A 12,886-nucleotide genomic window follows, 5' to 3' on the forward strand; every position below is an offset into this window, starting at 1 on the left:
TTGTGATTATGATTGTTTATAGTAATCTGTCGAGAAAAAAGTGTACGACATAGTTACATCCTCTAAATTTTTTGTAGTTGGATCATTAACTAAGTCAGGGTCCAAATAAAATGTCATTACATAAGTAGCTTTTTCTCCTGCTTTTAGTTCTTGTTTTTCAAAGCAAAAACAACCCAATTTACTGTAATACTTACCAAAACTTGATGGTGAAACATTAAAGCTTGCTACCCCATAAGTAGTTTCATCACCATAATTTTTAACTTCAAACTCTATTCTATTCACTTCGCCTACCTTAACATCAATAACATTTGATTTGGCCTTAAAATCCCAAGTAAGATTATTCACATTAGTATCAAACCGTACACTTACAATTTTATCTAACACTACATTTGGAGCTTCCTTTGAAATCTGAGTTGTTCCTCCAAATCCTGTTATTCGACAAAACATATCATAAAGAGGCACTGCAGCAAATGAAAGCCCAAGCATAAGGAAAAAAATTCCTCCAAGCAAAACTGGTGTTAAAGTTTTCTTCTTAATCATAATTGTCTATCAAAAACTCCTACGTTGTATAATGTAAATACAAACAAGAAAACCATAAAAGCTAAAATTGCTATAGCAGTTAAAATATTTTTTTTCTTAGTCTTTTTATCAGGTGTTATCATAAAATTTTATCGATTAAAAAAAGAACAAATATCAAAAATAAATATAAAATTGAATATCCAAATATAGATTTTGCTTTTTTTGCATTAAATTTATTTTTCTTAAAATTGTAAAGTTCAAAACATAAAAAATTATAATAAAAAGTTAAGATTAAAGATGGAATTAAAAAAATTAATCCAACAAAATCAATCGCATAAGGCATCACAATTACAGGCATCATTATCAAAGAATAAATAAAAATATTTAATTTAGTACTTTCAATTCCATTTGTTAATGGAAGCATTGGAATTTTTGCTTTTTTATAGTCATCAGATTTATAAAGGCTTAATGCCCAAAAATGAGATGGTGTCCAAAAGAAAATTATCAAAAAAAATGTTAAAGGTTCTAATGAAAGAGTATTTGTAGCAATGGTCCAGCCAATAACTGGTGGCAAAGCTCCTGCAGCTCCCCCAATAACTATGTTCTGTGGAGTTTTTCTTTTTAACCAAATTGTGTAAACCAGCACATAAAACAAGATAGTAAATAATAACAAACTAGCTGATACTCTGTTAGCAAAAAAATCAAGAGCAATTACTGAAAACACAGAAAGAGCAATACCAAAAACCAAAGCTTGGTTTTTATTAACTTTTCCAGTTGGTATTGGTCTAAGACAAGTTCTTGACATTAATGCATCAAGATCAGACTCATACCACATATTCAATGCTCCAGCTGCTCCTGCACCAATAGATACTAAGATAATTCCAATAATTGCATCTTTAGTTGGAATAATGTTTGGTGCCATCAACAAACCAACAGCGCATGTGAAAATTACTAATGACATCACTCTTGGTTTCATTAGTTTAAATAGTTCTGAAAAATTGAAAACGTCTTCTTGACTTAAATTTCTATTTTTTAATTTAGACTTGATCATTATTTTTTCTCTTGAAAAATCTAAATTGTCAATTAGCTAGAAGATTTTTCAAGACTTTCTTCATCTTCAAACTTTGGTAATTCATCAAAAGTATGAAAATTTGGTGGTGATGGTACTGTCCACTCTAAAGTCGTTGCACCCTCTCCATATGGATTTTGAGCTGCAGCTTTTTTCTTTGAAAATGAATAAATTAAATTAACAAAAAATACCAACAAACCAATTACTGATATATATGATCCAATAGATGATACATAATTCCATCCAGCAAATGCATCTGGGTAATCAGCATATCTTCTTGGCATTCCAGCTAATCCTAAAAAATGTTGTGGAAAAAATACTAGGTTAACACCAATAAAAGTTAACCAGAAATGTAATTGGCCCAAAAATTCTGAATATTCATATCCAGACATTTTACCAAACCAGTAATAAAAACCTGCAAAGATTGCAAAAACTGCACCTAGAGATAATACATAGTGGAAGTGAGCAACAACATAATATGTATCATGCATCGCTGTATCAACACCTGCGTTTGCAAGAACAACACCTGTTACACCACCTACAGTAAATAAAAATATAAAACCTAAGGCCCAAACCATTGGTGTTTTAAATGAAATAGATCCACCCCACATCGTTGCTATCCACGAAAATATTTTAATTCCTGTTGGAACGGCAATGATCATAGTAGCTGCTAAGAAATAAGCTTTAGTGTCTGTGCTTAGACCAACGGTGTACATATGGTGAGCCCATACAACAAAACCAACAATACCAATTGCAACCATAGCATAAGCCATACCTAAATAACCAAATACTGGTTTTTTAGAAAATGTTGAAACTATATGACTGATCATTCCAAAGCCTGGTAAAATTAAAATATAAACTTCAGGGTGACCAAAGAACCAAAATAAGTGTTGGAATAAAACTGGATCTCCTCCTGTTTGCGCATCAAAAAAGGCAGTACCAAAATTTCTATCCGTTAAAAGCATTGTAATTGCCCCAGCTAAAACTGGTAATGACAATAATAATAAGAACGCAGTAACTAAAATAGACCAAGCAAATAAAGGCATTTTATGCAGCGTCATACCTGGTGTTCTCATATTTAAAATTGTAGTGATAAAGTTTACAGCACCTAAAATTGAAGATGCTCCAGCTAAGTGTAAACTTAAAATAGCAAAGTCCATTGCAGGCCCTGGTTGACCAGCTTTAGATGATAAAGGTGGGTAGATAGTCCAACCCCCGCCAACTCCTGTTTGACCTGGAGGGCCATCCATAAAAATTGAAAGTATTAATAAAATAAATGAAGTCGGTAATAACCAAAATGAAATATTATTCATTCTTGGAAAGGCCATATCAGGTGCACCAATCATAATTGGCACAAACCAATTTCCAAAACCACCTATCATAGCAGGCATCACCATAAAGAAAATCATGATCAAACCATGTCCAGTTACTAACACATTATATAGATGATAATTACCACCTAAAATACCATCACCAGGATGCATCAATTCAATTCTCATTAAAACTGAAAACGCAGTACCAATAACACCTGCAATAATTGCAAATATTAAGTACATTGTTCCAATGTCTTTATGATTAGTTGAATAAGCCCAACGCTTCCAGCCAGTTGGTGTATGATGATCGTCGTGTGATGCTGTTTGTGTGTACATATTAGTTGCTCGCTAGTTTTATATTTTCATTTTCTAATAATGGTTCTTTTGCAAATTTAATTTTTGCTCCTGTTAGCCATTCTGCATAATCTGCTTCTGACACAACTCTTACAGTAATTGGCATAAACGCATGTTTAATTCCACAAAGCTCAGAGCATTGTCCATAGTAAGTTCCAACTTTTTCAGCTTTAAACCATGTTTCATTAATTCTTCCTGGCACTGCATCTCTCTTAACACCAAAAGATGGTAATGCCCAAGCATGCAAAACATCATTTGCTGTAATTAAAACCTTCACTACTTTATTAACTGGAACAACAACTTCGTGATCTACTGAAAGTAGTCTTGGTTGATTTTCTTTTAAGTCTTTTGTCTCAATCATGTACGAGTCAAAAATAATATTTTCATCTGGATACTCATAACCCCAATACCACTGGTAACCTATAGCCTTAACTGTAACATCAGCTTTTGGAATAGTATCTTGTTTGTATAGAATTTTGAAAGATGGTACTGCTATAACAATCAGAATTAAGCATGGAATTAAAGTCCACAACACTTCAATTGCAACATTATGTGTTGTCTTTGATGGATTTGGATTTCTTGAAGCTCTAAATCTAATAGAAACGTAAATCATCAAGAATAATACGAAGACGCTGATTGCAATTATAATAGGTAGTAACAAATTATCATGAAAATTAACTATCTCTCTCATTGACTGGGATGCAGCATCTTGAAAACCTAATTGCCAATCCTTAGGTTGATTAGCAATTGCGTTTGATGAATAAAAAATAGTTAGAAATATGTATAAAAATTTTTTCATTTGTAAACACTATATAGTTCGTCTTTTACAAAATTACACTTTACTTTTCGCGACAAAATATCAATTTATTGCGTAATTTATGATCGATATGGCTGAAATTACAGCTGTTTCTGATCTCAATATGTTTTCATTGATTTTAATTGGTTGAACACCTTCAAATTTAAGAATCTGTTCTCTTTCCAATTCAGAAAAATCTCCCTCCGGTCCAATTATTACACAAGTTGGTTTAGACGTTATTTGATCTGTATCAATTTTATTATTTTTTGAGTTTAAATCTGTGAATATTAAATCCATGTTTTTATTTTTCAAAAAAGACTCCAAAGATTGAGGATCTTCGATTGAGGGAACATTGATTCGATTAGATTGTTCGGTTGCTTCAATAATGACTTTTTCAACTCTCTCTTTATTAATCTTACGAACAATAGTTCGATCAAATATTATGGGTAAAAACTTTGTAACACCTAACTCTGTAGCTTTTTGAATCATAAAATTAAAATAGTTTGATTTAATGGGTGAAAAAGCAAGCCATAATTCTTTGGAGTTTTCTTTTTGTCTCAATTGATTGGTAATACTAAATTCAACAATACTTTTTGAAATACTTAAAATTTTTGCTTCCCACTCTCCACTACTATTAAATAAAGAAAAAAATTCGTTTTCTTTAACTCTCATTACTTTACTCACATAATGAGATTGTAATTTATCAAGTGTAGCTGTTAAATTAAGTGATAAACTTTCACTATAAAATAATCTAATATTACTCATTAAGATAAGTTTAATTATGAAAAATATTAAAGCAATAATTTTTGATGCATACGGCACATTATTTGATGTCAATTCAGCAGCAGAAAAATGTAAAGAAAAAATTGGTAATAAGTGGGAAGGTTTTGCAAATTATTGGAGAACAACTCAACTAGAATATACTTGGCTTAGAAGTCTAATGAAAAAACATAAAGACTTCTGGCAAGTAACTGAAGATAGTTTGGATAAATCTATGAAAGCTTATAAAATTGACCTCTCGATGAGAAATGAGTTGTTAGATCTTTATAAAATCCTTTCACCATTTTCTGAAGTACCAGAAGTTTTAAAATCACTTAAAGAAAAAAAATATAAACTAGCTATTCTCTCAAACGGCACACCCACCCTTCTCAATCAATTAGTTAAAAGTAATAATTTAGAAAATATTTTTGATGATATTTTTTCAATCGAAGAAGTAGGGATTTATAAACCAGACACAAAAGTTTACGATATGCCAATTAACAAATATCAAATTAAAAAAAATGAAGTTGCTTTTTTGAGTGCAAACACTTGGGATGTGTCAGGTGGAGGAAATTATGGTTATAATTCTATTTGGGTAAACAGAAATAATAATATTTTTGATAAACTTGACTACCAACCAAAGTTAGAGATCAAAAACTTAAAAGATCTGTTACCCAATATAAAATCTAATTAAAATTAAGCCTTATCTCCATAATCAGTCATATGTTTTGGAATTCTTTTATTTTTTCCATACATAAAATGATTTTCCATTTTTTCTCTATATTTACTTGCTGGAACAGTTAATCCAACTGACTCTGCAACTTCCCTAATCAGCATTGAATTAGCTCCACAGCAAACACCGAGATAATTTATCCCTAAATCATTTGCCTCTTTTGCGAATTGACCTATTTCATATCTATTACAAAAATGTGGATCTAAAGCTGTTGGGAATGTTCTTCCATGTGGAGAAGGACAGCCACAATCGGCTCTGTCAGGCAAATTAAAAAAAGTTGGAAATTTTTCATTAGTTCTATATGGAATTGGTAAAGCACCTACATGACATTTGACTGCTTTTCTAATCTCCTTTAAGAATGGCAACATTGTTGCTGGTCCTCTAAAACAATTTAAGCCCACAACATCAGCACCTCTTTGTTCCAGCTCTTTACATGTATCAACTACAGACTTTCCATCTCTCATTTTATTTTCACCCATTGGTGAAATTGTTAACACAGTTGGTAAATTGGCTTTCTTCATTACTTCAAGAGCTTTAAAAGCTTCTTCAGCATAATAAAAAGTTTCACCAATTAACATATCCGCACCTTCATCAACTGCCCAACCAATCATTTCAGAAAAAATGCCTTCAACTACTTTTTGAGCTTGCTTGTCATCTTCCTTCCAAATATTTGAGTTAGAAATATTTCCAGCCATTAAATTTGGTTGAGATCCTTTGGGTGTATCTAAAGCAACTTTTTTTGCAATTTTTAAAGCAGAACGATTTAGCGGTTCAAGTAATTCCTCTTTACCTATAACTCGCATCTTTTCTCTATGTCCATTATAAGTAAAGGCTTCAACAATGTCAGATCCTGCATGTTGAAATTCTCTGTGCAAATTTTCAAGAACTTCTGGATGATCTAAAGATACCATTGGCACAAATTCTCCAGATGCCATATATCCACGTTTTTCTATTTCAAATAAAAAACCTTCAGCACAAATCACTGGCCCTTTATCTAATCTTTCTTTTAATATATTTGTTTTCATTTTTTCTCCAATACAGAGTTAAAAAGCTAAAACTTTGATACAAATCAAATCAATATATTTTGAATTAGCTCTTCCCTCCTTCAATTTGGAGAAAAGAAACTAATTAACCAAAGAGGGTAAAAATTAGTTCTTCTCTCCTTTTTAGTGCTTTAGCAAAATGCTGGGTGCACAATACGGTTCAAATACCCGATTTTAATTTGAGAAAATTTCAAAAAAAAACCACCGGCTAAAGCGGTGGTTGAAGTGTCGCTTTAGCAGGATTTTTAAAGCGCTCTGCAATTTAACTTAAATCAGCGCTAATCAATATAACCACAAATAAACAATGTTGTCAAAAAAATAAGCTTTATCTTATTCTGTTTTCTTCAAAGTTTTTATTAAGTTTTAATGAGATGGTTCTAGTATTTCTTTTATTCCAATCAGAAAAAGATTTTAAAATAGGAATTACTGATAAGCCAAATTCTGTAAGTGAATACTCAACTTTTGGAGGCACTACTTGATGAACTTTTCTATTAACAATGCCATCAGTTTCCAACTCTTTAAGTTGCTTAGATAACATTTGCTGAGTGATAGTTTTTAATACTTTTTTTAACCCATTAAATCTTACCGTCTTGTTGTGAAACAGTGTAAATAGAATTCTTATTTTCCACTTACCACCAAGAAAATATATAGCTCTTTCAGCTGGGCAATTAATTAATTCTTTCATGTCACTAAAATAACTATTTTATTTTAATTATCAAGGTATGTTTTTAAATACTAGTATGATTATTTTGCGTACTTGCATAATTTATAACAAATCATTATTTATGTTCCAAACTAATCGAAAGGGTAAATATGACTAAAGGACAGAGTGCTGGCAATGGACCAATTGCAGTGGAAGTTGAAAAAGATAAATCTTATTATTGGTGTTCATGTGGACAATCAAAAAAACAACCATTTTGTGATGGATCACATAAAGGAACTGAGTTTACTCCATTGGCATATAAGGCAGAAGAAACAAAAAAAATGTTTTTCTGTGCATGTAAACAAACTAACAATGCACCATTCTGTGATGGTTCACACAATAAATAAATTATGACAAATATATTAGATTTAGTAGCAAGGTTTTTTATTTCACTTATTTTTTTATTAAGTGGAATAAATAAAATTGGAAACTATGAAGGAACTGTTGGCTGGATGGAGTCCTTAGGTATGCCTGGTATTTTTTTAATCCCAGCAATCATATTAGAAATCAGTGCTTCAATACTAATAATAGCAGGATATAAAGTTAAAATTTCAGCAGCTTTGCTAGGTGTATTTTGTATAGCCACTGCGATTATTTTTCATAGTGATTTAAGTGATCAAATGCACTTTATTTCATTTATGAAAAACATTGGTCTTGCTGGAGGATTTTTATTTCTTGTTGTTAATGGAGCTAAAAATTTTAGTCTTGATAAAAAGTTTGGAAATTAAATGTCAAATATAGAAGTAAGTAAAATTATAGACCCTATTCCAGCATCAGATGGTGCTGGAGTAAAATTAAAAAGAAGTATTGGTGTTGAGCCAAATTACTTTGATCCGTTTTTAATGTTAGATGAGTTTGGATCAGAAAATAGTGAAGATTATATTGCAGGTTTTCCTCCCCACCCTCACAGAGGAATTGAAACAGTTACTTATATGTTAGCTGGAGATTTTGAACATAAAGATAGCACTGGTGGAGAAGGTAGAATGACAGCAGGAGATGTTCAGTGGATGAAAACAGGAAGTGGAATAATTCATTCTGAAATGCCAGCAATGAAAGAAGGAAAACTTCACGGTTTTCAATTATGGGTAAATATGCCCGCTAAATTGAAGATGAGTAAACCTGAATATATTTATATTGATGCAGATAAAATGAGCCTTCACAAAGATGAAGAGAAACAAGTTAAAGTCATAGCTGGTAAATTTGAAACTGCTGAAGGCCCTGTTAAAGGTCATAACGTTGAACCAGTTTATTTTGATGTTGAATTAAACAAAGATAAAGAGTTTAATTTTAAATTACCGTCTACTCATAATACTTTTATTTATTTAATTAATGGTGAAATTGAAATTGGTAAAAATATGCATGACAGTGTTAAAGATAGTACTTTAATATTGTTAACTAGAGGTGAAGATTTAACTGTAAAAGCTAAATCAGACGCTAAGTTTTTACTTATCTCAGGAAAGCCAATTAATGAAGAGATTGCAAGAGGCGGACCATTTGTAATGAATACTAAAGCTGAGATCTTGCAAGCTGTACAAGATTATCATAATGATACATTTGTAAAATAAATTATGAAAGCTGTAATAATTAGTAAAACTGGTGGACCAGAAGTACTAGAGCTTAAAGACATTCAATTAGAAGATCCTAAGTCTGGTGAAGTATTAATTAAAAACGAAGCTATTGGACTAAATTATATTGATACTTATCATCGATCAGGACTTTATCCAGTTGAGCTTCCTTCCAATATTGGAATGGAAGGTGCAGGTGTTGTTGAAAAAGTTGGAGCTAATGTAAATGATTTTAAAGTTGGAGACAGAGTTGCTTATGCTTCAATGCCAATAGGCTCCTATTCAACTCACAGAATATTTCCCACAAAAAAATTAGTCAAGGTACCTGAGGGAATTGAATTAGAAAATGTAGTTACACTTATGACAAAAGGAATTACAACCTTTTATTTGTTGTACAAAACATATCCAGTAAAATCTGGTGAAACTATATTGTATCATGCTGCAGCTGGTGGTGTTGGTCAAATTCTTTGTCAGTGGGCAAAAAGTTTAGGATGTACAGTAATTGGCACTGTTGGTTCTGATGAAAAAATTGAAATAGCTAAAGCTAATGGGTGTGATCACGTTATTAACTATTCTGAAGAAAATTTTGCAGAAAGAGTAAAAGAAATTACAAATGGAGTTGGTGTTCCTGTTGTTTATGATGGAGTTGGTAAAAAAACATTTGATGGTTCTATTGAATGCTTAAAAATTAGAGGGACAATGGTTTCGTTTGGAAACGCATCAGGTCCTCTAGACCCTTGCAATGTTACAAAATCATTAGCTCCTAAAGGGTTATATTTAACAAGACCAAGTATTGCTCATTACACTTCAACAAAAGAAGAGCTTGATGAAGCTGCAGGTAAAACGTTTGAAATGTTTATGACTAAAAAATTTAATTTAAAAATTTTTAAAAAATATAAACTAGATCAAGTTATTGAAGCTCATGAAGATTTGGAAGGTAGAAAAATTTTAGGGCCTGCTGTTATTCTTCCTTAATCAAGGTCAACATCCATATCAGACATATGCAGCTTAAGTGCATTTGTTGAAATATGAATTTCTCTAATAAAAAAAAGAATTGAAATGATCATAGATAAACAACAAGATCCAAAAATTAATCTAGCAATAAATATTTCATTTAAATAGAGACCTAACACAGTCATCATATTGAATAAAAACCCAAAAGCAGCAAACATGATTGTCCATCTAAGAAGCGTAATGCGTCCACTTAAGTTAATAAATTGCTTTTTCCATTCATGAGGAACGTGATTTTCATAAACGTGTTCATCATGTAGTTCTCTTATAAGCTTACTTAAAGAGTGAAATCTATTACTATAGATGCTCATTAGCAAAGGAATTGCTGGAAACATTAGTGCTGTAACTGTGTAATCTATATTCATACGAATCAGTTTGATTATGAATCTAGCCTTTGTTATTTACAAGTAAAATATATGAACCAAATTAAACTTTTTATCGATTTAGTAAGATTAAAAAAACCAATTGGTTTTATGTTACTATTTTGGCCGTGTGCATGGGGGTTAACTTTAGCTTATGATTTTTCCTCTAACTTAAATAATTATTTCTTTTATTTAATTTTATTTTTTTTAGGAGCTGTTTTAATGAGATCAGCCGGATGCATTGTTAATGATATTTTAGATAAAGAATTTGATAAAAAAGTATTTAGAACAAAAAATCGACCTATCGCCTCAGATCAAATTTCAATAAAACTTGCTATTTTATATGTCTTAATTTTATGTTTTTTTGCTTTGTTGATACTGTTAAATTTTAACAACTTCACAATAATTTTAGCTTTAGGTTCAATGCCACTAGCTTTTACCTACCCTTTAATGAAAAGATTCACTTATTGGCCTCAATTATTTTTAGGAATTACTTTCAATTATGGATTAATATTAGGTTGGACAGCTATTCAAAATCAAATAGATTTATTGCCAATACTATTTTACCTAGGAGCCATATTTTGGACACTGGGCTATGACACGATATACGGGTTTCAAGACATTAAAGATGATGAAATTATTGGATTAAAATCAGCTTCAATTAAATTTAAAGATAATGCAAAATCATTTATATTTTTATGCTATCTAATCTTATGTATTTCACTTTTTATTATCGGGTATTTAATTAATTCAAACTTATATTTTTATATTTTTATGGTTTTACCAATTTCTCATCTTTTTCTTTATCAAATCAATAAATTTAATTCAAAAAATCCTGATAAATGTTTAGAAATTTTTAAAAGCAATAATTTTTTAGGACTTCTTGTTTTTATAAACATTTTTGTAGGTAAGATTATATAATGAAAAAGACAATAATTTTTAAACGACTTTATGTAGATTATTCAAAAAAATATTTAAATAAGATTATTTTATCAGCTATTTTATCTTTGTTAGTAGCTGCCAGTACATCTTCAATTGCTTGGTTATTAGATCCAGCTATTAAAAAAATTTTTATCGAAAAAGATCAATCGCTTTTAATTATCATTCCACTTGGTATAATTTTAGCATTTGCTGTAAAAGGTATTTCTTTGTACGTGGCAAGAGCTATCATGATTGGTGTTGCTGAAGAGGTTAAAAAAACCCTTCAAGTACACATGTTGAGATCACTTATTAATTCAGATACTCAGGCAATAGATCAGAAACATTCTGGAAAATTCATTTCAAACGTTACTTATGATGTCACACATATAACAAATTTATTAACTAACGCTGTATTAAATCTCTTTAAAGATAGTTTAACTTTAATTGGTTTATTATTTGTAATGTTTTATCAAAATTGGAAGCTATCACTAATTGCAATTATAATGATTCCGTTAGCTAGCTTATCAGCCAGAACTCTTGGAAAGCGAATGAGCAAAGTTGCAACTGAAGCTCAAGAAAAGTCTGGTTTCTTAACAACGTATTTAGTTGAATTATTTAAAAATCATAAGTTGACTAAAATATTTCAAAAGGAAACTTTTGAAATGCAAAGAGCAGAAACTCACTTACATCAATTAAAAGAAAAAACTAAAAAAATTGCATTGGTGCTCGTTAGGCTTACCCCAGTAATGGAAATATTGACGGGTATAATGATTGCAACTTTAATTTTTTACTCAGGTAAATTAATCGTAAAAAATGAAATTGATGTAAATAATTTTTTCTCATTTTTAGCTGCTATGATGTTGGCATATCAGCCAGTAAGAACTTTATCCTCATTAAATATTGTTATCAATCAAGGGCTTTCGGCTGCAATGAGAATTCTACCAATAATTGACACCAAAAATTCAATAAAGGATTGTACGGATGCAAAAGAGTTAAATATTTCAGAAGGAAATATTAGCCTAAAAAATATTTCTTTTAGATATAATCTTTCGGAGGGAAATGTTTTAAAAGACATTAATTTAGATTTTAAAGGAGGTAAAATGACCTCACTTGTTGGTCACAGTGGCTCTGGTAAATCAACAATTCTTAATTTGATTCCACGCTTCTATGATGTGCAATCAGGAGAAATAACTATTGATGGTCAATCAATTTATAATTCAAAAATTAATTCACTTAGAAAACACATTTCATTAGTAAGCCAAGAAACAACATTATTTGATGATACAATTAAAAATAACATTAAATATGCTAATGAAAATGCATCAGATGAAGAGATTTATGAGGCAGCCAGATTATCTTATTGTGAAGAATTTATCCAAAAACTTCCCAATAAATATGAAACTCTAATTGGAGAAGATGGAGTAAGACTATCAGGAGGTGAGAAACAAAGGATTTCAATAGCAAGAGCAATGCTGAAAAAGAGTTCAATTATTCTTCTAGATGAAGCAACCTCATCTTTAGATTCTGAAACTGAAAAAAAAATACAAGATGCTTTAAAGATATTAACCCATAATAAAACTTCAATAGTAATTGCACACAGGCTTTCGACTATTCTCAACTCAGATAGAATATATGTAATTCAATCAGGAAAAGTTATGGATTATGGAAAACATGACGAACTTTTAATTAAATCCGATATTTATAAAAATTTTTATGATAAGCAAATTCAAAAGTAAAC

15 protein-coding genes and 1 riboswitch are annotated in these 12,886 nt (G+C 30.5%); of the genes, 7 read left to right on the forward strand and 8 right to left on the reverse strand.

Going from position 1 to position 12,886, the window contains the following annotated elements; translation table 11 throughout:
- Window positions 1-6: 6 nt before the first annotated feature.
- From ACIJYI_RS05855 to ACIJYI_RS05875, 5 genes are all read right to left on the reverse strand, one after another.
- On the reverse strand, window positions 7-540 hold the full coding sequence (locus tag ACIJYI_RS05855; RefSeq protein WP_435113618.1) for a cytochrome c oxidase assembly protein: 534 nt from the start codon (window positions 538-540) through the stop codon (window positions 7-9).
- 118 nt (window positions 541-658) lie between these two features.
- Entirely contained in the window at window positions 659-1,570 is a 912-nt protein-coding gene (gene cyoE / locus ACIJYI_RS05860; protein ID WP_435113620.1) for a heme o synthase, read from the reverse strand.
- 32 nt (window positions 1,571-1,602) lie between these two features.
- Window positions 1,603-3,237 (reverse strand): cytochrome c oxidase subunit I, encoded by a 1,635-nt coding sequence (ctaD, locus tag ACIJYI_RS05865; RefSeq protein WP_435113622.1) that lies wholly within the window; start codon window positions 3,235-3,237, stop codon window positions 1,603-1,605.
- Between the two features lies 1 nt (window position 3,238).
- On the reverse strand, window positions 3,239-4,054 hold the full coding sequence (gene coxB, locus ACIJYI_RS05870) for a cytochrome c oxidase subunit II (RefSeq protein ID WP_435113624.1): 816 nt from the start codon (window positions 4,052-4,054) through the stop codon (window positions 3,239-3,241).
- Between the two features lie 60 nt (window positions 4,055-4,114).
- Window positions 4,115-4,816 (reverse strand): RsmE family RNA methyltransferase, encoded by a 702-nt coding sequence (locus tag ACIJYI_RS05875; RefSeq protein ID WP_435113627.1) that lies wholly within the window; start codon window positions 4,814-4,816, stop codon window positions 4,115-4,117.
- A 16-nt stretch (window positions 4,817-4,832) separates the two neighbouring features.
- Between ACIJYI_RS05875 and ACIJYI_RS05880 the strand changes: the two genes are divergently transcribed.
- On the forward strand, window positions 4,833-5,504 hold the full coding sequence (locus tag ACIJYI_RS05880) for a haloacid dehalogenase type II (RefSeq protein WP_435113629.1): 672 nt from the start codon (window positions 4,833-4,835) through the stop codon (window positions 5,502-5,504).
- 2 nt (window positions 5,505-5,506) lie between these two features.
- Here ACIJYI_RS05880 and ACIJYI_RS05885 read toward each other — a convergent pair whose 3' ends face one another.
- Window positions 5,507-6,568 (reverse strand): homocysteine S-methyltransferase family protein, encoded by a 1,062-nt coding sequence (locus ACIJYI_RS05885; RefSeq protein ID WP_435113631.1) that lies wholly within the window; start codon window positions 6,566-6,568, stop codon window positions 5,507-5,509.
- A gap of 131 nt (window positions 6,569-6,699) precedes the next feature.
- Window positions 6,700-6,765: riboswitch (SAM riboswitch) on the reverse strand.
- 146 nt (window positions 6,766-6,911) lie between these two features.
- The gene (locus ACIJYI_RS05890; protein WP_435113633.1) at window positions 6,912-7,271 is read right to left on the reverse strand and encodes a winged helix-turn-helix transcriptional regulator; all 360 of its coding nucleotides are present in this window, start codon (window positions 7,269-7,271) and stop codon (window positions 6,912-6,914) included.
- Between the two features lie 128 nt (window positions 7,272-7,399).
- Here ACIJYI_RS05890 and ACIJYI_RS05895 point away from each other — a divergent pair, with 128 nt between their 5' ends.
- Genes ACIJYI_RS05895 through ACIJYI_RS05910 form a run of 4 tightly spaced genes read left to right on the forward strand, consistent with a single transcriptional unit; the run spans window position 7,400 to window position 9,829 of the window.
- Window positions 7,400-7,636: a CDGSH iron-sulfur domain-containing protein gene (locus ACIJYI_RS05895; RefSeq protein WP_435113635.1), complete on the forward strand. Its 237-nt coding sequence runs from the start codon at window positions 7,400-7,402 to the stop codon at window positions 7,634-7,636.
- 3 nt (window positions 7,637-7,639) lie between these two features.
- Entirely contained in the window at window positions 7,640-8,017 is a 378-nt protein-coding gene (locus ACIJYI_RS05900) for a DoxX family protein (protein ID WP_435113637.1), read from the forward strand.
- On the forward strand, window positions 8,018-8,854 hold the full coding sequence (locus ACIJYI_RS05905) for a pirin family protein (RefSeq protein ID WP_435113639.1): 837 nt from the start codon (window positions 8,018-8,020) through the stop codon (window positions 8,852-8,854).
- A gap of 3 nt (window positions 8,855-8,857) precedes the next feature.
- Complete coding sequence (locus ACIJYI_RS05910; protein WP_435113641.1) at window positions 8,858-9,829, forward strand: quinone oxidoreductase family protein; 972 nt, start codon at window positions 8,858-8,860, stop codon at window positions 9,827-9,829.
- Here the strand turns inward: ACIJYI_RS05910 and ACIJYI_RS05915 are convergent.
- A complete protein-coding gene (locus ACIJYI_RS05915; RefSeq protein WP_435113643.1) occupies window positions 9,826-10,230 on the reverse strand; it encodes a DUF2721 domain-containing protein in 405 nt (134 codons plus the stop codon). The genes ACIJYI_RS05910 and ACIJYI_RS05915 overlap by 4 nt on opposite strands.
- Before the next feature lie 51 nt (window positions 10,231-10,281).
- Here ACIJYI_RS05915 and ubiA point away from each other — a divergent pair, with 51 nt between their 5' ends.
- The gene (gene ubiA, locus ACIJYI_RS05920; RefSeq protein ID WP_435113645.1) at window positions 10,282-11,148 is read left to right on the forward strand and encodes a 4-hydroxybenzoate octaprenyltransferase; all 867 of its coding nucleotides are present in this window, start codon (window positions 10,282-10,284) and stop codon (window positions 11,146-11,148) included.
- Complete coding sequence (locus tag ACIJYI_RS05925; RefSeq protein WP_435113647.1) at window positions 11,148-12,884, forward strand: ABC transporter ATP-binding protein; 1,737 nt, start codon at window positions 11,148-11,150, stop codon at window positions 12,882-12,884. Before ubiA ends, ACIJYI_RS05925 begins: the two co-directional genes overlap by 1 nt.
- The last annotated feature ends 2 nt before the right edge of the window (window positions 12,885-12,886 follow it).

It is taken from the genome of Candidatus Pelagibacter bacterium nBUS_36 (assembly GCF_051201215.1).
Classification (GTDB): Bacteria; Pseudomonadota; Alphaproteobacteria; order Pelagibacterales; family Pelagibacteraceae; genus Pelagibacter.